Here is a 22,060-nt window from a genome sequence, read left to right as displayed (position 1 = left end):
ATGAAAGGTATTATTTTAGCAGGGGGCTCAGGCTCTCGTTTATACCCGATTACGAAAGGTGTATCTAAGCAATTATTGCCAGTATATGATAAACCGATGATTTATTATCCATTATCGGTGCTAATGCTAGCTGGTATCCGTGAGGTGTTAATAATTACAACTCCTGATGACCAGGCTGGCTTTATTCGTTTGTTGGGGGATGGTAGTCATTTTGGTATTGAAATCTGTTATGAAGTACAACCAAGTCCTGATGGCTTAGCACAAGCATTTATTATTGGCGAAAGTTTTATTGGCGAAGATAATGTATGCTTGGTATTAGGTGATAATATCTATTTTGGTCAAGGCTTTACCCCAAAGCTATTAAACGTTGCAAAGCAGGAAACCGGTGCTACCGTATTTGGTTATCAGGTCAAAGATCCGGAACGTTTTGGTGTGGTCGAGTTTAATGAAAACTATAAAGCGATTTCGATTGAAGAAAAACCTGAAAAGGCGAAATCTAACTTTGCTGTTACTGGGCTGTATTTTTACGATAACGATGTTGTGGAAATCGCCAAAAACATTAAACCCTCAGCGCGTGGTGAATTAGAAATTACCTGTGTTAATAATGAGTACCTAAAGCGCGGTAAGTTAAATGTAGAATTGCTAGGTCGTGGCTTTGCTTGGTTAGATACCGGAACTTACGATAGCTTGATGGATGCGGGACAATACGTGCAGACTATCGAAAAACGCCAGGGCTTTAAAATAGCTTGTCTTGAAGAAATTGCATTTAATCAGGGGTGGTTAACCACTGAACAGATTAAAGTGATTGCTAAACCGTTAATGAAAAATAGCTATGGCAAGTATTTATCTGATTTAGTAGAAGAGAAAAATAATGGATATTAAATTCATACAGTTTCAAAGTCATGGTGATGATCGTGGTTCTTTGGTGGCATTGGAGGATCATAAAAATATCCCGTTTACGATCAAACGTGTTTATTACATGTTTAACACTGCAGATAAAGTGCGCCGTGGCTTTCATGCACATAAAAAACTGAAACAGCTAGCTGTGGTATTAAAAGGCTCATGCCGGTTTATGTTAGATGATGGTAAAGAAAAAATAGAGCTTTTATTGGATAACCCTGAGCAGGGTTTGTTTATCGAATCATTTGTATGGCGAGAAATGTTCGACTTTTCAGATGATTGCGTTTTGTTGGTACTCGCTGATTCATTTTATGATGAAGGCGATTATATTCGCGATTATCAAGAGTTTACTGAAATGGTTAGCCATGATTCATAATTTAGCAGATATACAGTCACAAAATATTGGCGAAAGTACAAATATTTGGCAATTTTGTGTGGTGTTGGCTAATGCAATTATTGGTAATAACTGCAATATTTGTTCTCATTGTTTCATAGAAAATGATGTGTTGATTGGTGACAACGTGACGATTAAAAGCGGAGTGCAAATTTGGGATGGTATAACCATTGAAGACAATGTGTTTATTGGACCGAATGTGACTTTTACGAATGATAAATCACCCCGTTCGAAACAATACCCAGACGAATTCCCAAAAACAATCATTAAAAACAATGCTTCGATTGGAGGTAATGCAACTATTCTGCCTGGGATAACCATTGGCGAATTTGCAATGATTGGTGCGGGTGCTGTTGTTACAAAAGATGTTAAGGCCCATTCCACTGTTCTTGGTAACCCTGCTAGAGAGATAATTAAATGATCCCATTCCTAGATTTAAAAAAAATTAATGCACAATATCAAGCTGAATTAAAAGAAGCATGTGCACGCGTGATTGATTCTGGCTGGTATGTTTTAGGTAATGAAGTCGCTGAATTTGAAAAAGAATTCGCTACCTATTGTGAAACTGAACATTGCTTAGGTGTAGCTAATGGCTTAGATGCATTAATTCTAATATTACGTGCTTATATTGAACTAGGAGTGATGCAAAAAGGTGATGAGGTAATTGTTCCATCAAATACTTATATAGCATCAATTTTGGCCATTTCTGAAAATGGGTTAGTGCCAGTATTAGTCGAGCCAGATGTTAATACCTTTAATTTAGACCCTAAGTTAATAGAAAAAGCTGTTAACGAAAAGACCAAAGCGATTTTAACTGTTCATCTCTATGGTCAGGTTACTGCCATGGATGAAATTAATTTCGTAGCTAATAAATATAATTTAAAAGTGATTGAAGACTGTGCTCAAGCACATGGTGCGATATATAGAGATAAAGAGAATAAATGCAAAAAAGTAGGATCATTAGGCGATGCTGCAGGCTTTAGTTTTTATCCTGGCAAAAATTTAGGTGCTTTAGGTGATGCTGGTGCCGTGACAACTAACGATCAAGAATTGGCTAAAACCATAAGAGCACTTAGTAACTACGGTTCTCATAAGCGATATGAAAATATATATCAGGGTATTAATAGTCGCTTAGATGAAATTCAAGCGGCTATGTTGAGTGTTAAGTTAAAATATTTAAATGAGGAAATTACTCATCGTCGACGTATTACTAATCGTTACTTATCTGAAATAAACAATTCTGATATTATTTTACCTACTATTCAAAGTCAAGAATCGCATGTTTGGCACTTATTTGTGATTCAATCTGGCAATCGTGAAAAATTGCAGGAGTACTTAACAAAAGCAGGGATTCAATCCCTTATACATTATCCAATACCACCACATCAGCAATTAGCATATAGTGAGATGAGCAACTTGAACTTACCTATCACTGAAAAAATGCATTCACAGGTATTATCTTTACCCGTTGACCCTACTCTTAGTGATAATGATGTATCGAATATCATAAAAGTAATTAACAAATTTAGTATTTAAATTTCCCATTACTGATTGAACATAGTTTTAGGGGATACACAGCCTCATACTGCTTAGATCTCGTATTTGTTGCACTATGTCTATTATGTCCATATATTTTATATAAGATATAGTAAGCTCGATGTTTAAATATGGGGTCATGAAAAGGGTAATGTGACTTGGTTTTAAATATGATAATAGATTGATTATTATTGCATTTTTTAGATGTTCTACCCTTGTATTAGTCTTTTCTACTCGGATCTAATTGAACTTAGATTCAAATACAAAGCAAACTAGTCCATATATTTTATATAGGTTTAATATGAAAATTTTAACTATCCTTGGAGCTCGACCACAATTTGTAAAAGCGAGTTCAGTAAGTCGAGCTATCAATAATGCAGAGAACATTTCTGAGGTTATTGTACACACGGGTCAACACTTCGACTCAAATATGTCAAAAATATTTTTTGATGAGATGCATATTCCCGTTCCTAAATATAATCTTAATATTAATGGCTTGTCTCATGGTGCAATGACCGGTCAAATGATAGAAAAGATAGAAGAGATTTTACAATTAGAAAAGCCTGATTGGGTTCTGGTTTATGGTGATACAAATTCTACACTGGCAGGCTCCATTGCTGCGTCAAAATTACATATTAAAGTTGCCCATGTTGAAGCTGGATTAAGATCATTTAATATGAAAATGCCTGAAGAAATTAATCGAATTTTAACAGATAGAGTAAGTGATGTATTATTTTGTCCAACATCTTCAGCATTAAATAATTTAAAACAAGAAGGGTATCCAAATATTAGCTCGCGTGGCTGTAATCAATCCATCGTAAATGTTGGAGATGTTATGCAAGATAGCGCTATCTATTATAAGGATTTTGCGACTAAACCTGATGTTGAACTTGCAAATAATTATATATTAGCGACAGTACATCGTGCCGAGAATACCGATAATAAGGAACGACTCAGTGGGATATTTGATGCGTTAAACGAAATTGCTAAGACCAAGCAAGTTGTCCTTCCTCTGCACCCAAGGACAAAAGCTATTCTTGAAAAAAATTATGACGTTAGTCCAAATATTACAATGATAACGCCTGTTGGTTATCTAGAAATGGTCTATCTAATAATGAACTCTGATTTAATTATGACAGATAGTGGCGGATTACAAAAAGAAGCATTTTTCTTTAAAAAGCCATGCATAACGCTAAGAGACGAAACAGAATGGGTTGAACTCATCGAAAATCAATATAATGTCTTAGTTGGTGCGGATAAAAATAAAATTTTAGATGTGTTTACCCGTTTCGATTTTAATCAAGATTATGATCGTGATTTGTATGGCGCAGGCAGTGCGAGTAAAAGAATCGTAGATAAATTAATCAGCATTTAGAGTGATAATAATGAAAAAAGTAGTCCATTTAACGTCAGTTCATGCAAGAAAAGATATTCGTATTTTATTGAAAGAGACAAGTTCATTAGCAAAAGCTGGTTTTGATGTCAGTTTAATAGTTGCCGATGGTTTTGGTGATGATATTGTAAATAATGTAAAAATAATTGATATTGGAACTGCTAAGCATCGTTTTGATAGAATATTGAACACTACAAAAAAGGTTTTTAGTAAAGCAATGTCTTTAGATGCCGACATCTATCACTTTCATGATCCTGAGTTAATTAGTACAGGCTTGAAGTTAAAAAAAGCAGGCAAAAAAGTTGTTTTTGATTCGCATGAAGATTTCGCAAGTGACCTGTTAACTAAAACATATATCCCTCGATTTTTACGAATGGCTATGTCGACTAGTTTTAAGGTTTTTGATTCATATGCATGTAAAAAATTTGACAGTATTATTACTGCTACTCCAGCAATTGCAGAACTTTATAATGCCAGAGGCTGTAAGACAGTCGTTATTAATAACTATCCTATTATTGATGAATTATCTATCCCTCCGACAGAAAAAGAAAATAGTGCGTGTTTTGTTGGTGCACAAACACCTATAAGGGGTGTAAAAGAGCTAGTCAATGCTATTGATAAGTTAGATGGGAAGTTATATTTAGCAGGTCCCGTTGTTAATGAGAGCTTTAAAACAGAATTATCTAATGCAGAAGGTTGGAATAGAGTTACTGATCTTGGAATAATACCAAGAAATGAAGTGGCTGAAATTTTAGGTAAGTGTAAAGTTGGTCTAGTGACTTATTTACCCGCTCCTAATCATATCGATGCACAGCCTAATAAGTTATTTGAATATATGTCGGTTGGTTTGCCTGTTGTTGCTTCTCATTTCCCATTATGGAAACAAATAGTGGAAGATAATTATTGTGGTATATGTGTTGATCCAGCTAACCCTGATGAAATTGCAAAGGCTATTAAATTCATATTTGATAACCCTGATGAAGCTAAGAAAATGGGCGAAAATGGTATAAAAGCAATTAATGATATTTATAATTGGTCTGTAGAGGAAGCTAAGTTAGTCAGTTTTTATAATGAGATGTTAAATGATTAATAAAGAACCTTTAGTGAGTGTTGTAATACCCAGTTACAACCACCAGGATTATATAGCTAAGAGCTTAGAAAGTGTTTTTAATCAGACATATAAAAATATAGAAGTTATTGTTATTGATGATGGCTCGGCAGATAATACACTCGATGTTATTAAGCAATTCAAACAAAAGTATGATTTTGAATATCAGACACAAAGTAACATGGGTGTTTGTCGTACTCTCAATAAAGCAATTTCTCTTAGTAAAGGTGAATACATTGCACTTCTAGCATCCGATGACTATTGGGCTCTTGATAAAATTGAGAAGCAAGTTAAATTGCTAAACGAAAGTGCAGGCTCTGAATTTTGTTTTACTCAGGCCAAAGAGTTCGATGATGATAAGCCAGATTACAGCAATATTTTTCCTAAAAAAACATTGTCAGGTAATGTGATAAATAAAGTCTTTATTCGACAGCATGTGCCTGCTGGTTCAATGATGTTTTCTAGGCCTTTATATGATGAGCTTGGTGGCTTTGATGAGACCTTAAAAGAGGAAGATTGGGATTTTGTCATTCGTTGTGCAGCCAAAACATCATTTTCATCTGTCAAAGAACCCCTTTTTTACTATCGTTCTCATGCTACCAACATAATGAAAACAAGAGGGCGTAAAGAAATATTTAGGCAAAAAGCATTAATATTATCTAAGAATTTTAATTTAGTACCACCATATATCTGGTTGTCTTCGATATTAATCCATTATGCTTATGACATTATCTTAAAGCGTCAGTAGCCCTGTTAAATAGAATATATTATGGAAAAATATTTTGCCTGAATTTATAAAAGCAACTATTGATAATATTGATGAGATTGCAACTATCCATAAAAATGCATTTTCGAAATCACACTTCACATCATTTTTCTCTCTCTCATTATTAGAGAAATATTATGAGTTTTTTTTAGAAGGCGATTCGGAAACTTGGTTACAAAAAAATGATGAAGGTGAGATTCTGGGGTTTGTAGTATTTGGTGAGAACTTAGGGAATACCATCAAGGAATTCAAATCGCAGTACAAAACTGAAATTATTAAGACTGCAGTATTAAATCCCGCAGCATCAATTTCTAAAGTGCTGTCGAATGTGTATTATCGCTTTTTATCAAAAAATGATTCATTTGATGAAACAAAGTCTCTGATTCTATCAATTGCAGTGAATGGTAAAGGAAAAGGAACTGGCTCTAAGTTATTATCTTTTGTAAGTGAATATAATACAAAAAAAAACCTCAATGAAGTCGGCTTGTATGTTAGAGCTGACAGCGCTTATGCTGTGAATTTTTATTTAAAAAATGAGTATAAAATACAGGCATATACAAGTGGCCTGTATTATATGGAAAGAGTCAATTTATCTAAGGTCGAATAATTATTATGAATTTTATCCCATATTCCAAACCTGTATTAGAAGACGAAGAGATACAAGAAGTTGTTGAAACACTTAAGTCAGGTTGGTTAACAACGGGACCTAAGGTTGCGCAATTTGAAGCTGATTTTAAAAGCTTTGTTGGTTCCGACTATGCTTTAGCGGTCAACTCTGCAACATCTGGTCTGCATTTAGCTCTAGAAGCATTAGGAGTCGGGCAAGGTGATAAAGTAATCACCACGGTACACACCTTTACTGCGACTGCCGAAGTAATCCGTTATTTAGGGGCTGAGCCGTTATTTGCAGATATTGAGGGGGATAGTTACAACATCGACCCTGAGATAGTCGCCGAGTTATTGAAAAATAACGCAAATGTAAAGGCTATTATGCCAGTGCATTATGCAGGGCAAGCAGCAAACATGACACGCTTGATTGAGTTAGCAAAGCAATATGACGTAAAAATAGTTGAAGATGCTGCACATGCTTTACCATCTACGCATAATGGGCAGATGGTTGGTACTATCGGAGATATTACTGTATATAGTTTCTATGCAAATAAAACCATTACCACTGGTGAAGGTGGTATGGTTGTTACGAATAATAAAGAGCTTGCTGAGCGAGTTAAAGTTATGCGTCTGCATGGTATTAATCGCGATGTATTTGACCGTTTTACGAGTAAAAAGCCAAATTGGTACTATGAAGTAGTGGCTCCTGGTTTTAAATATAACATGATGGACATGTGTGGTGCATTAGGTATACATCAATTAAGAAAAGCGAACCGATTCCAAGAAATACGAGAATCGATTGCAACCAGATACAGTGACGCATTTGTTACTTTACCAGTTACAACTCCTCAGATCTCAAACCCATCTGATACGCATGCATGGCATATATATGTTATTCAATTGAAGTTAGATGAAATTAGCATTTCAAGAGATGAATTTATTGAAAAAATGTCTGATTTTGGGGTTGGTACATCCGTACATTATATTCCATTGCATCGCATGCCTTACTGGCGTGATAACTATCATTTAAACAATGAAATGTTTCCAAAATCATCTTTTATTTCAGATCGAATAGTAAGCTTGCCAAATTTTGCTTCTATGACAGATGAAGAAGTTGAGCGTGTTATTGAGGTCGTTTCAATCATTTTGAATAAGTACCAAAAAGCATGAAACGAATCTTTGATATATTCAGCTCGGGGATAGGGCTGATCATACTCAGCCCCATATTTATCTTAATTGCAACTTGGATAAAATTCGATGGATCTGGTCCTGTTTTTTTTAAGCAGGTTCGTGTTGGTCTTAATGGTAAGAATTTCAATATATTGAAGTTTAGAACAATGATTGTTGACGCAGAGGCAAAAGGTCTAAGTGTGACAGTCGGAGCAGATCCTCGAATTACCGCAAGTGGCCGTTTTCTTAGGAGCTCTAAGCTTGATGAACTACCTCAACTGTTAAACGTATTTTTAGGGCAAATGAGCGTTGTTGGCCCTAGGCCTGAAGTGCCAGAGTATATGAATGAATACCCTGTTGATATACGAGCTAAAATTCTTTCAGTAACTCCTGGTATCACAGATAAGGCATCAATCGAGTATACAAATGAAGCTGAAATATTAGCGAAAGCCATGGACCCTAGAAGTGCATATATTAATGAAGTGATGCCTGAAAAGGCTAAGTTTTATGTGGAATATGTCGATAATCAAAGTTTTTGGGGTGATATCATTATAATATTTCAAACAATATACAAAATCATCAAATGATCTTTAGGTAAAATTTATTGCTATGTCGTGTTGATCTTTGGTACTTAATAATCATTCAACAATGTATTGGTAGCTCATAGTCGTGAATGCGAGGGCAACGATACCCACATAGTTTTGCTCTAATTTATCGTCTCTCAGACATATTTATCGAAATTGGTATTAAACACTATTTTAATTATATTATTCAAACTGCAATAGGCAGTGGCTCTCGCGATCGTATTAGTTAATTCACAGATTTTACTGATTTTTTCTGATATTATTTAAAGGCTTGCTAACATACAAGACTTATATTTTTACGCTTTACGGACTCTATATTAAATGAAATCTTTTTTTTCTATCCCTCGTTTTTATAAACGACTAATTAGTATTGTTGCCGACTTTTTATTTATTGCTATCGCTTTTGTTGGGGCGTTTCATGTTAGATTAGGTAACTTAACTCTTTTCAAAGATACAGAGTATGTATATGTCTTGCTGTTGTTGTCAGTGAGCACGGTAATTCTCTTTATACGTACTGGTTTATACCGAGCTGTATTGCGCTATCTCAGTGTACATGCGCTACTTATAATAGTATTAACTTGCCTTGCTTCTTCTGTTTTCTTAGTCATATTGGGTTATTTTACAGACCTCTTTATCCCGCGTTCTATCCCTATTATTTACGGTGCTTTTCTATTATTACTATGTGGCGGGAGTCGCTTATTGGTGAGAGTTTCTGTTTCTAAACAAAAAAGTTGGAACAAAGAAAATGTAATTATTTATGGTGCAGGAGAGTCGGGGCGACAACTACTTAACTTACTTCGTCAAGGCGATGAGTTTCACCCTGTCGCCTTTGTTGACGATGAAAAAAAACTTTTAAAGACGGTTGTTAATGGGTTAACTGTTTATGGCAGTAATAACCTAGGTTTCTTGATTAAACGTAAAGGCGTTGAAAAAATATTACTGGCTATGCCAAGTGCACATCGGCATGAGCGCAAGAAAATTATCGACTCACTGGTTGAGCTTCCGGTTGAAGTCTTGTCGATACCTCATTTTGAAGAACTATTGAATGGCTCTGCAACGGTTGATCAATTACGTGATGTGCCTATTGAAGACCTATTGGGGCGAGACTGTGTTCCTGCCAAACCGGAATTATTAGGCGCAAACATCAAAGATAAGATTGTTATGGTTACTGGTGCGGGTGGATCAATCGGATCTGAGCTTTGTCGCCAAATTTTATTCCAACAACCTAAGTCACTTATTTTGTTTGAGCTTTCAGAGTTTGCTTTGTACCAGATAGATAAAGAGCTAACTGAGATGGCTGCAGCCCAACAATTGAAGGTAGAGATTATTCCTTTATTGGGTTCTGTTCAGCGACAAAATCGTCTTTTGACTATTTTAAAAAGTTTCAAAGTACAAACTCTATATCATGCCGCTGCTTATAAGCATGTGCCGCTAGTTGAATATAATGTCGTTGAAGGAGTACGTAACAACGTCTTTGGTACTTATTTTACTGCGTTAGCTGCGATTGAGGCAAAAGTAGAGTCATTTGTCTTGATCTCTACCGATAAAGCGGTACGACCGACTAATGTGATGGGCACGACTAAACGTATGGCTGAGCTTTCTTTGCAATCCTTAGCGGCTGAGCAGCATGATACGCGTTTTTGTATGGTGCGCTTTGGTAACGTATTAGGCTCATCAGGCTCTGTGATTCCGCTGTTTAAGCGTCAAATAGCAGAGGGGGATCATGTTACGATTACCCACCCTGATATTATTCGTTATTTTATGACTATTCCTGAAGCCGCTGGTTTAGTGATTCAAGCTGGTGCAATGGGGAAAGGGGGGGATGTATTTGTACTGGATATGGGCGAACCCGTTCGCATTGTTGACCTTGCAACTAACCTTATTAAGTTATCGGGGTTAGAGGTTAAGTCTGCTGAAAACCCTTTCGGTGACATTGAAATAAAGTACACCGGATTACGACCTGGTGAAAAGCTGTTCGAAGAGTTGTTAATTGGTGACAATGTAATGGGCAGCGAGCATGAGCGAATTATGCGTGCCAATGAAAGCTTTGTTCCTTATTCAGAGTACAAACAAACATTAGAGCGCTTAGATCATGCTTGTGAAAACTTTGATCATGAGTTGATTCGAGAAATTCTCTTATCAGTACCTGCAGGGTTTAATCCAACCGATGACATTGGTGATCTTGTATGGAAAGCAAAGAAGCGTAATAATTAGTTGCAAAAGAGGTGAATGATGCCGAGCTTAAATACTGATCGCTAGGCATCCTTATCTCTTTAACTGAGCAACTCTGACACCTTTATTTTATCTCCTCCGCCCATCTTACTCACTTGTGCCATTAATAGCTCTGCGCAGGATAGTGCGTCTACTAATGCGTTATGTGCATCGTAACTGGGTAGGTTATATCTAGATCTACAGCTGTTTAACCTGAGCTCCCCCTCTTTTATCATTGGCTGTTTACGTAACAAGCGTTGGTGTTCAATCTTAAGTGTATCAATCGCATATAAACGGCACTTCTTACTATTAGCATGCTCACTTTGTTGTAATAGTGCTTGTTCTATAAAGCTCATATCTAGCGGGGCATGATGTGCTACTAATACACGACCTGTTGCCTCTTTCAATAACCACTGTAACGCTTCATCAAGTGACAATGCCAGCTGCAAATCAGCATCTACTAGGCCGTGTATCGTTGCGCTTTGGCCGACACTACCTGCAATTTTTATCAGTTTGTGCCTGCCTTGGTTAAGTTTTATTTGGCCATTAATAATAGGTATTAAACCGATACTAATTATTTGATCTGATTTAGGGTCAAGTCCCGTCATCTCTAAATCTAAAGCAAGCAGTGGTGCCTCTTTAATCGGTAGATTAAGTAACGGAAGCTGGGCTTGCTGATACTTGCGTATCTGTTCATCTTTACACTGCCGAGACTGGTATTGCAGGTGCGTTTTAATAAACCAACGTGACAACATTAAAAGTGCCTTAAGAATTTAAGTTTGATACCTGTTTGGCTATCGTGCAGCACTTTAAAGGCATCTTTAAGGTGATGCTGTGCTAAGGAGGTGAGGTTACTGGGTTTCAGGTAATTAGATAATGGGATACCTTGTTCATATTGCTCTCCTTGATTAACCAAACGTTTATGAGCGATAAATTCAGCTGCATCGAGCAGGTTATTAATATCTTCAGGGTTGATACCTTGATGACCGATAAGCGCACTTAAGCGCTGCCGAGTATTCACTGTTTTAATGCCATTAGCTAACGCGTAAATACGGGCTATATCGTTGATCAATGCTAATCCTTTATGTTTTAGATCTATCCCTTTTACTTCACTGCCATCGCGTTCAACTACAAAGTTTTTAAAGAAACCTAACGGTGCAACTTGTTGCGTTGCATTTTGAGTTAATGCAGCAAGAAATATATCGTTGTTTTTGGTTTGCTTTAATACGCTGTTTTGGAGCTTTTCGAAAAGGTTATTTTCACCATAAATAGATCGCATATCAAAGAAGATGGTTGCATTGAGTAGCGCTGCTGGCTGAGGGGCATTTATCCAATCAGTGAATTGTTGTTGCCATTGTTTGAGCGAGCAACACAACTTAGGGTTTTGCGCCATAATATTGCCAGGGCAATAGGGGAAGCCACATTGGTCTAGCCCTGAACAAACTAGCTCTGCGAGCTGTTTAAAATAATGTTCACTTTCGCTATCCCCCTCTTTTTCAAGAAGTAGTGCATTATCTTGGTCCGCGCCTGCTGCTTGATCTTGTCGTGCTTGTGAGCCAAAAGCGAGCCAACAAAATTTCATCGGTGCTTCACCGAGTTGTTGCTGCGCAATAAAAATTAAGCGTCTGGTTAAGGCATCGGTTACTAGGGTTAATATCCTACCTATTTCCTGCGCTTTTGCTTCGCTACTGATGAGGTTTTGTAATAAAGAGGGCAGTTGGTTACTAACCTTGATGAGGTCTTCGACACTCGTTTGTCTGTCTATTTGACCGATTAATAATAGAGGCTGCGAGCTTTGACTGCGCATTATATCGGTGCTAGTGAGCATTGAAACGGGCTTATTATTCTCAATAATCGGCAGATGATGAATATTTTTTTCACTCATTAACAACATCGCTTCAAAGATAAGGGCATCTTTAGGGGCTGTTGTAGGAGACTTAGTCATCACTTCTTCGATGAGTGTTTTTCCATCTAATCCTTTTGCAAGTACGCGATTGCGTAGATCTCTATCGGTTAAAATGCCGGCGAGTTGTTCATTATCGATAATGATTAAAGAGGACACACGCTTTTCAGACATCAATATTGCTGCTTGTTGGATGGTTGCATCGCGACTTAAACTGATCATATTTTCACTAATCAAGGAGCTAATCCGACTCGTACTTATGTTGTTGCTTTTAAGCTCTCCTTGATGGCGCAAGCGTTTTGCAAAGGCTTGATTAAAAAAACGATCAAAAGTGCGGCTTGCTGCGCGTAATTTATTAAAACTCTCTAATGGCAGTTGATAAATTAACCCATCATCTAATATGTGTACTTTGTTAACTATTTTTTCACCCGATAACATGCCACTGAAACCAAAGTATTGGCCATCACCAATTCGATCAATGAGCTCTCCTTTTTCCGTTGTTACTTCAAATGCACCACTACGTACGATGTATAGTTGTGGTTCATTTGTATCAACATGCACTAAACGCTCCTCTTTGCTGTAATAGACAACAGTCAATGCTTGGCAACATTGTTCAATAAGTTGCTCCGATAATTGATCGAATGGAGGAAGGGTTTTGATGAAGTTGCTGATCGGTTGGAGTTCAGTACTATCCATGAGAGGGGTTCCCTTAAAGGTTAAAAGCTAACACTTTTTTCGACAGAGTCGAGGCAAGTGTTAGCTTTAGTTTTAGTCGTTATGATAGTTATTTTATCTTAGTGGTCTTGTGCTTCTCCTGCTCCTTTAGGGAAGCGGATAGATTCAACCATGTCTACGACAGACTGCGGTGTTGCTGCGGTCACTTTACAAACAAGTGCGGCAACGACAAAGTTAATTATCATACCAAGCATACCAATACCTTCAGGCGAAATACCAAATAACCAATTGTCAGGTATATTGCCAGCAGGGTTAACAAACTTGAAGTAGATAATGTAAACAGTGGTAAAACCTAAGCCTGCTAACATACCTGCGATTGCACCTTCTTTGTTCATTCTTGTTGAAAAGATACCCATTGTTATTGCAGGGAACAGTGACGATGCAGCTAAACCAAAGGCGATTGCAACAACGGCGGCCACAAAACCAGGTGGATTGATACCAAAGTAACCTGCCATGACAATACCGGCAGCAGCGGCTAAACGTGCAAATATAAGCTCCTTTTTATCGGAGATATTGGGCATTAAGTTCTTTTTCAATAAGTCATGAGAAATCGAGGTTGAGATAACTAATAACAAACCTGCTGATGTTGACAATGCAGCAGCTAAACCACCGGCAGCAATTAATGCAATAACCCATGCTGGCAAGTTTGCCATCTCTGGTGTTGCTAATACGATGATATCGCGGTCAATTTTCATCTCATTTGCATCGCCTTTAGAGTATTGCATTAGGCCATCATTATTTTTATCCGTCCACTTGATTAAGCCTGTTTTTTCCCAGCTATTTACCCAACTAGGTGCTTGTTCATGAGGGATACCTTTACCGTCAGGTCCATTCACTGATTCAATCATATTTACACGAGAGAAAGCAGCAAGCGCTGGAATTGTTGTATACATAATTGCGATAAATAGTAATGTCCAACCTGCAGAGCTACGTGAAGCTTTAACCGTTGGTACAGTAAAGAAACGTACAATTACATGCGGTAAACCGGCAGTACCAAACATTAATGCGCCACAGATAAAGAACACATCAATCATGCTCTTTGAACCTTCGGTATATTGTGCAAAGCCAAGTTCTGCTGAGAGTCCGTCAAGCTTATCGAGTAAGTAAACACCAGAAGCGTTGCCACTTGCATCTAATAATTCAGCACCAAAACCAAGTTGAGGAAAGATATGGCCTGTCATCATCACTGAAAGGAATATCGCGGGTACCATGAAAGCAAAAATCATGACGCAGTATTGTGCTACTTGTGTATAAGTAATCCCTTTCATACCACCTAAAACAGCGTAGAAAAATACAACACACATACCAATATAAACACCCGTATCTACTTCAACTTCAAGGAAGCGAGAAAATACAACACCTACACCACGCATTTGACCTGCGATATAAGTAAAACAGATAAAGATGGCACAAATTACCGCTACTGTTCGCGCACCCTGTGAGTAATAACGATCACCAATGAAATCGGGTACGGTGAATTTACCAAATTTACGTAAGTAAGGAACCATCAGTAGCGCAAGCAGTACGTACCCACCCGTCCAGCCCATGAGGTACACGCTTCCGTCATAACCCACAAACGAAACGATACCTGCAAGTGAAATAAATGAAGCTGCCGACATCCAGTCAGCGGCTGTTGCCATGCCATTCAATACTGGTGGAACACCACCGCCTGCTACGTAAAACTCTTTCGTTGATCCTGCTCGAGATTTGATTGCAATGCCTATGTAGAGGGCAAAGGTAATACCAACAATTACATAAGTTAAAGTTTGAACATCCATCTTTTATTACTCCCTGTTATTCGTCAACACCGTATTTTTTATCAAGCGTATTTGCTTTTTTTACGTATACTGCAATAAGTATTAAAAATACGTACATCGCACCTTGTTGAGCAAACCAGAATCCTAGTTTAAAACCCATAAACGTTATTTCGTTTAAAAATGGGACGAATAAGATGCCACACCCAAATGAAACGAATGCCCAAACACTCAATAATGTTAAGACGAGCTTTATATTCTCGTCCCAATATTCTTTAGCCTTACCTTTATCTTCAAAACTCATTTTAGCTCCCTCTTACTCAGTTATGTGTCGTGTGAATTGTCTATATTTTGTCCACACCTGAAAGACTTGTTAAGGATATGTTAATATTGATTAATTGTTAGTCGCTTAGCGAGGCTTTGATCATGTTTTGGTGATAATTTTTTGTGATGAATGTCGAGAATATTTACCTGTTAACGCGTTTTGTGATGGGGGTAACCTTTACTTTTATTTTAATTTTGAAAACTGTACTTGTAAAAAAAGGTAAAAATACAGTATTAAAATCGAGCTATTTGATCGTCTAAATATGCTTTTTGTGCGAATATTTATACTTTAATTAAAGGGAACTGATAGTTATGCAAGACTTCATAATTCTCATATTTAAGCCTACAAAACAGTGCTATCATCTGTTGTTAAGTATTAAAAATCATGATGTTACTGGAAGTCGTTAATGTCATGATTTAATGGAATTTTAATTTAAGGAATGAGTCATGGAATTTGAACAGATGCTGAACATACTATCTAGTGAAGATGGATCGGATCTTTATTTAGCTACGGGTGCGCCCCCTTCAGCCAAGTTTCAAGGTAGTTTACGTGTCTTAAATAACGAGACATTTAAACCCGGTCAAGTTGCACTTATTGCAGATTCAATCATGGACAGTGAGCAAAAAGCGACCTTTGAACAAGAGTTAGAGATGAACCTTGCTATCTCTATTTCTACTGTTGGTCGCTTTCGTGTCAATATTTTTAAACAGCGTAATGAAGTCTCTATCGTTGCACGTAATATTAAGGTCGATATCCCTAAGTTTGCAGACTTGCGCTTACCTGAAATTTTAAAAGAAGTGATCATGACTAAGCGTGGATTAGTTCTTTTTATTGGTGCGACTGGTTCGGGGAAATCAACGTCGTTAGCGGCTTTAATTGATCACCGCAATGAAAATTCATCGGGGCATATCATCACTATTGAAGATCCTGTCGAGTTTGTTCATAAGCATAAAAAAAGTATTATCAACCAACGTGAAGTGGGTGTTGATACTCGCAGCTTTCACGCAGCATTAAAAAATACATTACGCCAAGCCCCTGATGTTATTTTAATTGGTGAAATCCGTGATCGTGAAACTATGGAGCATGCGCTTGCCTTTGCAGAAACCGGCCATCTGGCTATTTCTACACTACATGCTAATAATGCTAACCAAGCACTGGATCGTATCATTAATTTTTTCCCAGAAGAGCGTCGTCCTCAATTGCTAAATGATCTTGGTAATAACCTTAAATCATTTATTTCACAGCGTCTAGTCCCCACTGTTGATGGCAAAAGGTGCGCAGCAATAGAGGTGATGATGGGAACATTAACGATACGCGACATGATCAAAAAAGGGGAGTTTGACCTACTTAAGGACGTGATGGAAAAATCGAAATCTTTGGGTATGCAAACCTTTGATGCAGCACTGTTTGATTTAGCTGTAGAGGGGCGAATTAGTGAGGAAGAGGCGACTAAAAACTCAGACTCTCCGACGAATATCGCTTTAAAATTCAAATTGCACAAAGGTGGGATTGCAGAGCAAGTTGAAGCAAGGGATAAAAAAGAGGGGGGAGGGTTAACTCTTGAGCCCAAAATGAACTTTGATGATTTAGATTTTTCTTAATAACTATTATTCACATTAGATAATTCGGTGATTAGTTAAAAACTGACATTAATAATAATTAAGCCACGAGGTGTAATAGCTTCGTGCTTTTTGATAGTTTTATTTTTTAGGAACTGGAAGTCTTTTATTTTAATGGAGTAGGCTGGATTTTAAATATGTAGTTTAAGTTTATGAGTTTGAATTACTGAAGGTAGGTTTACGACAAATAAAATTTACTGGGGTATAAAAACAGAAAAACCACAATTAAGTGGTTATTTTCTTTATGTAACTATTAAGCACACTGTTGGCGGAGTGGACGGGACTCGAACCCGCGACCCCCGGCGTGACAGGCCGGTATTCTAACCAACTGAACTACCACTCCTCCGAGTGTGTAACAGTTTAATCACTTTAAATGGTGTGATAAGCCATATTTTCATCCACAGTACGTTGGCGGAGTGGACGGGACTCGAACCCGCGACCCCCGGCGTGACAGGCCGGTATTCTAACCAACTGAACTACCACTCCATAACGAAGTACTGTATTCAGAAATTTATTTATATACGTTGGCGGAGTGGACGGGACTCGAACCCGCGACCCCCGGCGTGACAGGCCGGTATTCTAACCAACTGAACTACCACTCCAGCTTGGGTATATAAATATTACAACAATTGATTTAACAGAATCTACTCGCCAAATATCTTTAAAAGATAGTGGCGGAGTGGACGGGACTCGAACCCGCGACCCCCGGCGTGACAGGCCGGTATTCTAACCAACTGAACTACCACTCCAATTATCTTAAACCGAGGTTTAAATTAACAGTGTTCAGTTAAATCAACAAGTCACTGACTGCGTGTCTTCGTTGTGGCGCTGATAATACGGAGTTGCCCCTATGGAGTCAACACTCATAAACAAAAAAAATGCATTATTTTCGTTTATTTCTATCGCTTGCTTGTTTTGCACGCAACTCCTGTTTATTTACCATCCGATACATCGATTGGCATCGGTTGCAACTCATCTAAGTTCAGCTCATCAAGTACTATCCCTTCCTTTTTTAGTTTTTTGTTTTTCTGTTTCCATAAGAAAAATGCGATTACTGCAATCATAAAGAGGAGTGTTAACGAAATTGTGATAATTAACCACCACTGACTTAATAGTGAAGGGGGGGGATTACTTAACGATTGTGCTTTTGTGGAATGCAATTGCGTAGCTACCCCATCACTTGCAATATTTTCAGCAAGTTTAAAGGGAGGGGTTAACTTAAATATCCGATCCGGTAGTTGTAACTCTATTTCTCGACCATCATGCGTTGTAGCATAAGCTTTACCTGAAAAAGTATACATTTTGTAGGGAAGCTTGTATTGCGAGGAGAACTGTACTGAACCTTCAGGGTTATCGATATTGTGTATCATCACTTGACTGGTAATTTTATTATTTGCATCTTTAAACGCCCCGTTAATAGTCACTGATTCGGGGATAATTTCATCGCTATCAATACTGAAGGAGAGCGTTGCTATATCGCTCTGTGCTTCTTGAAATTCTATTTCATAGTTAATGGGGGAAGGAAACACGACGATATCTTTATTTACATTACGAATAAAAACATCATTTTGGGTGCTGATACTCATCAGGTAGCGCCCCGGTTGTAGATCGACATAAAGATGAGCAGTTAAGTTGCCATCGAATGCAAGTTGATCGTAATGTTTACCATCATCGAGGTATAGCGCCATTTTTTTGTTCGCTGAGCCGGTTAATGATATCGATAACATCGCATCAGCTAGGTAAGCGGGGTTGCTAATTACTTTATTGCCATCAAAGAGGCTTGCTTCGGTAGTAATATATTCTTTTGTGTATAGCTTTAAAGGTAAACGGTTAACTTTAAGCTGAACTTTACTGATTAGCTTTATTCGATTGTCACCATCTAACTCTGCGATTGCTTGCCAAGGACCTGCCATCGGATTCTGTACTGTTACAATGTCCTGTACCTTACTACTTACCCAAGCAATATTTTCAGGGTGCCTTTTTTGATATAACTTACTGCCATCAGGTTGTACGAGGACTACCCGTTGATGTCCTTTACTGTGATTAAAAATAAAGGTGATTTGCTCCGTTTCAGGATCGATTCGAAAGCGGTTGTCTAATAAAGGAATATCATTGGGAGCAAAAATGGCATGACCTATTGATGAGACCGAAAAGAACAAAAAAAATGAAATGAATAGATATCTTATGAAGATTGCCACAGGTTGTCCTTTATTATTTTTAAGCGCTCAGTATGCGCTGCTTCTTCTGCTTCTGTTGCTCGAATAATGGTGAGTGCTGCAGAAGATGTTCTTGGTTGTCTGCACGTTGGTACTTCACCACTTTCATTATTTGATAAATTAAGCTTTGCTTGCCCACCACTCATTAGCAGGTAAACATCGGCTAAAATCTCTGCATCGAGTAGTGCGCCATGTAATACACGGTGTTTAGTATTGATGCCAAAACGATCCGACAAAGCATCAAGATTGTTTCTTTTTCCTGGAAACATCTTTTTAGCCATCACTAAGGTATCGGTCACTGTCGAGATATCTTCAGTCGGTTGGGTCTTTTTATTTAAAAAACGGAACTCTTGGTCCATAAACCCGACATCGAAGGGCGCATTATGAATAACTAGATCTGCACCGCGGATAAACTCGATAAACTCATCGGCTACTTGGTCAAAAGCTGGTTTATCCTGAAGAAACTCATCAGTAATACCATGGACAGTTACGGCTTCTGGGTCGACTAGTTGACCTGGATTGATATAAACGTGGAAATGGCGACCGGTCAAACGGCGATTAATCACTTCAACACAACCGATTTCGATAATACGGTGGCCAAGGTAAACAGTGCCATCTTTATTCATACCTGTTGTTTCAGTATCTAAAACGACCTGTCTTATCTCTTTGCTTGTGTTCATGAGTTTCTCTATTTATAGTTTACGAAAGCTAAGTTTAGCAAAATGTGCGCAAGGTTATGAGGCTACAATGAAAAAAATAGAAATTTATACAGATGGTTCATGTTTAGGTAATCCTGGGCCAGGTGGTTACGGCGCTGTACTGATTTTCAATAAACACCGTAAAGAGTTAGCTGAAGGTTATAAGCGCACAACCAATAATCGTATGGAGATGCTCGCTTGTATTAAAGGTCTGCAACAATTAAGTGAACCTTGCACAGTGGATTTAACGACCGATAGTCAATATGTGCGTCAAGGTATTACCCAGTGGATCCATAATTGGAAGAAGCGAGGTTGGAAAACGGCTGCTAAAGCTCCAGTCAAAAATGTGGATTTGTGGAAAGCGTTAGATGCCGCTCAAGAGAAACACGAAGTTACTTGGCATTGGGTAAAAGGTCATTCTGGCCATCCAGAAAATGAACGTTGTGATGATCTTGCTAGAGAAGCTGCGGAGTCTAAACCTACCCAAGAAGATACAGGTTATGATGGTTAACGATTAGTAACGCCGATTAACGTAAATCACGATTGTTGCGTGTCGCAATCGGTTGTTTACTCATAATCGGTTTCGCAAATTTAAAAGGTGATTTGATGCGTGTCATCGGAATGCTCTGCTTTTTAGCGACAATAAAATAGTTGCTACAAAAGAAGGGGAATAGGCGTTCACCAATATTTTCAATACAATTTACAAGTCGGTTACTTGTATTGCAGGAAAGAAAATCAAACTGTTGCTTTTGCTGCACTTCAAACCCAAGCAGGTGTAGCCAATCTAAAATACGATTGAGTAAAAATAAACGTGCGGTATGTGGGCGTTTGGGTGTTAATACAGAGCGTAACCCAAATAGGCTAATAGGATTGTAACCGCTAATAATTAGCGTACCATCGAGTGTTAAAACACGATCTATTTCACGCAGCAGTTGATGAGGGTCGCTAGAGAAATCTAATTCATGGGCCAAAAGACAAAGGTCGATAGAAGAGTCTTGCACTGGTAATAGGTGCAAATCTGCAAATAGGCCAATATCTTCTCCACTTGGCGCGCAGTTTATCTGGTGGATAATTGGTGACTTAGCAGTGCTTAGCTGGCTACTTAGTTGTCCAAGTTTTAACAGATGGTAGCCAAAACAGCGCGGCAGGGTATGATCTAGTCGATATTGCGTCTGTTTTAGTAAACACTCGCCATCTGGAAGTTGCGACCATGATTCAATGGACGTTAATATTCGCGATGTTTTAGCTATCTTCATATTTTTGCTTACCTTGTCTTCGAGGTATCATCGGTAACTTATTTAATGAGAGAATTATTATGGTTAATGTATTAACGATCCTAGCTTTTAATGACAACTATATTTGGCTTATTAAAGATAGTCAAAGCCAGCATTGTGTAGTTGTCGATCCGGGCGATGCAACACCTGTACTTGAGATGATTGAATCACAAGCCTTAATTTTAGATGCCATTTTGCTGACTCACAAACACGATGACCATATTGGCGGTGTTAGGCAACTATTATCGGTATTAGGGGACGATATTAATGTCTTTAGTAAAGATAAGTTATTTCCTGAATCAACATTAGTTGTTGAGGGACAAAGCATCCACTGTTTTGAAAGTCGTTTAGTGCTGGAAGTCATGGAAGTGCCTGGGCATACATTGGATCACATCGTCTTTTATAACCAACAACTGTTGTTTTCTGGTGATACACTTTTCTCCGGTGGCTGCGGAAGAGTCTTCGAAGGTAGCCATGAACAGATGTTTAATGCACTTTCTCGTTTAGCGATGTTACCCGATGATACTAAAATTTATTGTGCACATGAATATACAACCAGCAATTTAACTTTTGCTTATGCTATTGAGCCTAAAAATAGTGCGCTACTTACCTATATGCAAACGGTTGCTAAAAAGCGCCAACAGGGACTTTCTACAATCCCAACTTGTATAGGTATTGAAAAAAGTATTAATCCTTTTTTACGTTGTGAACAACAGGATTTGGTTAATCATCTTCAAAATCAACTTGCTAGGCCTCTTTTGGCGGGTATAGAGACATTCAGCGCGTTACGAACCTATAAAGACAATTTTTAAACAGAAATTATTTTTTATTTTTGATAGAATACGCCACTTATTTTCTCTAGAGT

General features: G+C 37.9%; 21 protein-coding genes and 4 tRNA genes. 14 read left to right on the top strand and 11 right to left on the bottom strand.

What is annotated here, in order from left to right:
* The 11 genes from rfbA to QQK09_RS03455 all read left to right on the top strand — a co-directional run bounded on the left by rfbA (nt 1) and on the right by QQK09_RS03455 (nt 10,674).
* The gene (gene rfbA, locus QQK09_RS03505; protein WP_284202729.1) at nt 1-882 is read left to right on the top strand and encodes a glucose-1-phosphate thymidylyltransferase RfbA; all 882 of its coding nucleotides are present in this window, start codon (nt 1-3) and stop codon (nt 880-882) included.
* Entirely contained in the window at nt 872-1,276 is a 405-nt protein-coding gene (locus QQK09_RS03500; RefSeq protein WP_348532697.1) for a sugar 3,4-ketoisomerase, read from the top strand. The genes rfbA and QQK09_RS03500 overlap by 11 nt, the downstream gene beginning before the upstream one ends.
* Nucleotides 1,266-1,715, top strand: a complete 450-nt coding sequence (locus QQK09_RS03495; protein WP_284202728.1) for an acyltransferase — start codon at nt 1,266-1,268, stop codon at nt 1,713-1,715. The genes QQK09_RS03500 and QQK09_RS03495 overlap by 11 nt, the downstream gene beginning before the upstream one ends.
* Nucleotides 1,712-2,830, top strand: coding sequence for a DegT/DnrJ/EryC1/StrS family aminotransferase (locus tag QQK09_RS03490; RefSeq protein WP_284202727.1), 1,119 nt, complete (start codon nt 1,712-1,714; stop codon nt 2,828-2,830). Before QQK09_RS03495 ends, QQK09_RS03490 begins: the two co-directional genes overlap by 4 nt.
* Nucleotides 2,831-3,131: 301 nt before the next feature.
* The gene (gene wecB, locus QQK09_RS03485; RefSeq protein ID WP_284202726.1) at nt 3,132-4,205 is read left to right on the top strand and encodes a non-hydrolyzing UDP-N-acetylglucosamine 2-epimerase; all 1,074 of its coding nucleotides are present in this window, start codon (nt 3,132-3,134) and stop codon (nt 4,203-4,205) included.
* A gap of 10 nt (nt 4,206-4,215) precedes the next feature.
* Nucleotides 4,216-5,313 carry a glycosyltransferase gene (locus QQK09_RS03480; RefSeq protein ID WP_284202725.1) on the top strand — a complete coding sequence of 366 codons (1,098 nt, stop codon included), beginning with the start codon at nt 4,216-4,218 and terminating at the stop codon, nt 5,311-5,313.
* Nucleotides 5,306-6,079, top strand: coding sequence for a glycosyltransferase family 2 protein (locus QQK09_RS03475; RefSeq protein WP_284202724.1), 774 nt, complete (start codon nt 5,306-5,308; stop codon nt 6,077-6,079). The genes QQK09_RS03480 and QQK09_RS03475 overlap by 8 nt, the downstream gene beginning before the upstream one ends.
* 34 nt (nt 6,080-6,113) lie before the next feature.
* Nucleotides 6,114-6,704, top strand: a complete 591-nt coding sequence (locus QQK09_RS03470) for a GNAT family N-acetyltransferase (protein WP_284202723.1) — start codon at nt 6,114-6,116, stop codon at nt 6,702-6,704.
* A 5-nt stretch (nt 6,705-6,709) separates the two neighbouring features.
* The gene (locus QQK09_RS03465) at nt 6,710-7,876 is read left to right on the top strand and encodes a DegT/DnrJ/EryC1/StrS family aminotransferase (protein ID WP_284202722.1); all 1,167 of its coding nucleotides are present in this window, start codon (nt 6,710-6,712) and stop codon (nt 7,874-7,876) included.
* The gene (locus tag QQK09_RS03460) at nt 7,873-8,463 is read left to right on the top strand and encodes a sugar transferase (protein WP_284202721.1); all 591 of its coding nucleotides are present in this window, start codon (nt 7,873-7,875) and stop codon (nt 8,461-8,463) included. Before QQK09_RS03465 ends, QQK09_RS03460 begins: the two co-directional genes overlap by 4 nt.
* Nucleotides 8,464-8,781: 318 nt before the next feature.
* The gene (locus QQK09_RS03455; RefSeq protein ID WP_284202720.1) at nt 8,782-10,674 is read left to right on the top strand and encodes a polysaccharide biosynthesis protein; all 1,893 of its coding nucleotides are present in this window, start codon (nt 8,782-8,784) and stop codon (nt 10,672-10,674) included.
* 59 nt (nt 10,675-10,733) lie between these two features.
* Here the strand turns inward: QQK09_RS03455 and QQK09_RS03450 are convergent, their stop codons facing one another.
* The 4 genes from QQK09_RS03450 to QQK09_RS03435 all read right to left on the bottom strand — a co-directional run bounded on the left by QQK09_RS03450 (nt 10,734) and on the right by QQK09_RS03435 (nt 15,367).
* Nucleotides 10,734-11,423: an exonuclease domain-containing protein gene (locus QQK09_RS03450; protein WP_284202850.1), complete on the bottom strand. Its 690-nt coding sequence runs from the start codon at nt 11,421-11,423 to the stop codon at nt 10,734-10,736.
* 2 nt (nt 11,424-11,425) lie between these two features.
* Nucleotides 11,426-13,270 (bottom strand): DUF294 nucleotidyltransferase-like domain-containing protein, encoded by a 1,845-nt coding sequence (locus tag QQK09_RS03445; protein WP_284202719.1) that lies wholly within the window; start codon nt 13,268-13,270, stop codon nt 11,426-11,428.
* 98 nt (nt 13,271-13,368) lie between these two features.
* Nucleotides 13,369-15,087: a sodium:solute symporter family protein gene (locus QQK09_RS03440; RefSeq protein WP_284202718.1), complete on the bottom strand. Its 1,719-nt coding sequence runs from the start codon at nt 15,085-15,087 to the stop codon at nt 13,369-13,371.
* Nucleotides 15,088-15,103: 16 nt separating this feature from the next.
* Nucleotides 15,104-15,367 carry a DUF4212 domain-containing protein gene (locus QQK09_RS03435; RefSeq protein WP_284202717.1) on the bottom strand — a complete coding sequence of 88 codons (264 nt, stop codon included), beginning with the start codon at nt 15,365-15,367 and terminating at the stop codon, nt 15,104-15,106.
* Nucleotides 15,368-15,834: 467 nt separating this feature from the next.
* Here QQK09_RS03435 and QQK09_RS03430 point away from each other — a divergent pair, with 467 nt between their 5' ends.
* On the top strand, nt 15,835-16,989 hold the full coding sequence (locus QQK09_RS03430) for a PilT/PilU family type 4a pilus ATPase (protein ID WP_284202716.1): 1,155 nt from the start codon (nt 15,835-15,837) through the stop codon (nt 16,987-16,989).
* A 284-nt stretch (nt 16,990-17,273) separates the two neighbouring features.
* On the opposite strand, the gene QQK09_RS03425 is transcribed toward QQK09_RS03430, so the two are convergent.
* From QQK09_RS03425 to dnaQ, 6 genes are all read right to left on the bottom strand, one after another.
* Nucleotides 17,274-17,350: transfer RNA gene (locus tag QQK09_RS03425), tRNA-Asp, on the bottom strand.
* A gap of 66 nt (nt 17,351-17,416) precedes the next feature.
* Nucleotides 17,417-17,493: transfer RNA gene (locus QQK09_RS03420), tRNA-Asp, on the bottom strand.
* A 39-nt stretch (nt 17,494-17,532) separates the two neighbouring features.
* Nucleotides 17,533-17,609 (bottom strand) — tRNA-Asp (locus QQK09_RS03415).
* Between the two features lie 70 nt (nt 17,610-17,679).
* Nucleotides 17,680-17,756: transfer RNA gene (locus tag QQK09_RS03410), tRNA-Asp, on the bottom strand.
* Between the two features lie 183 nt (nt 17,757-17,939).
* Entirely contained in the window at nt 17,940-19,205 is a 1,266-nt protein-coding gene (locus QQK09_RS03405) for a hypothetical protein (RefSeq protein WP_284202715.1), read from the bottom strand.
* On the bottom strand, nt 19,190-19,903 hold the full coding sequence (dnaQ, locus tag QQK09_RS03400) for a DNA polymerase III subunit epsilon (RefSeq protein WP_284202714.1): 714 nt from the start codon (nt 19,901-19,903) through the stop codon (nt 19,190-19,192). The genes QQK09_RS03405 and dnaQ overlap by 16 nt, the downstream gene beginning before the upstream one ends.
* A gap of 67 nt (nt 19,904-19,970) precedes the next feature.
* Here dnaQ and rnhA point away from each other — a divergent pair, with 67 nt between their 5' ends.
* Nucleotides 19,971-20,432, top strand: coding sequence for a ribonuclease HI (gene rnhA, locus QQK09_RS03395; protein WP_284202713.1), 462 nt, complete (start codon nt 19,971-19,973; stop codon nt 20,430-20,432).
* 16 nt (nt 20,433-20,448) lie between these two features.
* On the opposite strand, the gene QQK09_RS03390 is transcribed toward rnhA, so the two are convergent.
* A complete protein-coding gene (locus QQK09_RS03390; RefSeq protein ID WP_284202712.1) occupies nt 20,449-21,177 on the bottom strand; it encodes a class I SAM-dependent methyltransferase in 729 nt (242 codons plus the stop codon).
* Between the two features lie 59 nt (nt 21,178-21,236).
* Here QQK09_RS03390 and gloB point away from each other — a divergent pair, with 59 nt between their 5' ends.
* Nucleotides 21,237-22,007 (top strand): hydroxyacylglutathione hydrolase, encoded by a 771-nt coding sequence (gene gloB, locus QQK09_RS03385; protein WP_284202711.1) that lies wholly within the window; start codon nt 21,237-21,239, stop codon nt 22,005-22,007.
* Nucleotides 22,008-22,060: the final 53 nt, after the last annotated feature.

It is taken from the genome of Psychromonas marina, from assembly GCF_030161115.1.
Lineage (GTDB): Bacteria > Pseudomonadota > Gammaproteobacteria > Enterobacterales > Psychromonadaceae > Psychromonas > Psychromonas marina.
Note: the sequence above shows the minus strand (reverse complement) of the source record. Positions and strands in the feature narration are given on the sequence as shown.

Coding starts and splice junctions, on each gene's coding strand:
- QQK09_RS03435 (WP_284202717.1), bottom strand. CDS start 15,367: ATGAGTTTTGAAGATAAAGGTAAGGCTAAAGAATATTGGGACGAGAAT.
- QQK09_RS03440 (WP_284202718.1), bottom strand. CDS start 15,087: ATGGATGTTCAAACTTTAACTTATGTAATTGTTGGTATTACCTTTGCC.
- QQK09_RS03495 (WP_284202728.1), top strand. CDS start 1,266: ATGATTCATAATTTAGCAGATATACAGTCACAAAATATTGGCGAAAGT.
- QQK09_RS03475 (WP_284202724.1), top strand. CDS start 5,306: ATGATTAATAAAGAACCTTTAGTGAGTGTTGTAATACCCAGTTACAAC.
- gloB (WP_284202711.1), top strand. CDS start 21,237: ATGGTTAATGTATTAACGATCCTAGCTTTTAATGACAACTATATTTGG.
- QQK09_RS03490 (WP_284202727.1), top strand. CDS start 1,712: ATGATCCCATTCCTAGATTTAAAAAAAATTAATGCACAATATCAAGCT.
- QQK09_RS03390 (WP_284202712.1), bottom strand. CDS start 21,177: ATGAAGATAGCTAAAACATCGCGAATATTAACGTCCATTGAATCATGG.
- QQK09_RS03500 (WP_348532697.1), top strand. CDS start 872: ATGGATATTAAATTCATACAGTTTCAAAGTCATGGTGATGATCGTGGT.
- rfbA (WP_284202729.1), top strand. CDS start 1: ATGAAAGGTATTATTTTAGCAGGGGGCTCAGGCTCTCGTTTATACCCG.
- QQK09_RS03445 (WP_284202719.1), bottom strand. CDS start 13,270: ATGGATAGTACTGAACTCCAACCGATCAGCAACTTCATCAAAACCCTT.
- QQK09_RS03460 (WP_284202721.1), top strand. CDS start 7,873: ATGAAACGAATCTTTGATATATTCAGCTCGGGGATAGGGCTGATCATA.
- QQK09_RS03480 (WP_284202725.1), top strand. CDS start 4,216: ATGAAAAAAGTAGTCCATTTAACGTCAGTTCATGCAAGAAAAGATATT.
- wecB (WP_284202726.1), top strand. CDS start 3,132: ATGAAAATTTTAACTATCCTTGGAGCTCGACCACAATTTGTAAAAGCG.
- dnaQ (WP_284202714.1), bottom strand. CDS start 19,903: ATGAACACAAGCAAAGAGATAAGACAGGTCGTTTTAGATACTGAAACA.
- QQK09_RS03430 (WP_284202716.1), top strand. CDS start 15,835: ATGGAATTTGAACAGATGCTGAACATACTATCTAGTGAAGATGGATCG.
- rnhA (WP_284202713.1), top strand. CDS start 19,971: ATGAAAAAAATAGAAATTTATACAGATGGTTCATGTTTAGGTAATCCT.
- QQK09_RS03465 (WP_284202722.1), top strand. CDS start 6,710: ATGAATTTTATCCCATATTCCAAACCTGTATTAGAAGACGAAGAGATA.
- QQK09_RS03455 (WP_284202720.1), top strand. CDS start 8,782: ATGAAATCTTTTTTTTCTATCCCTCGTTTTTATAAACGACTAATTAGT.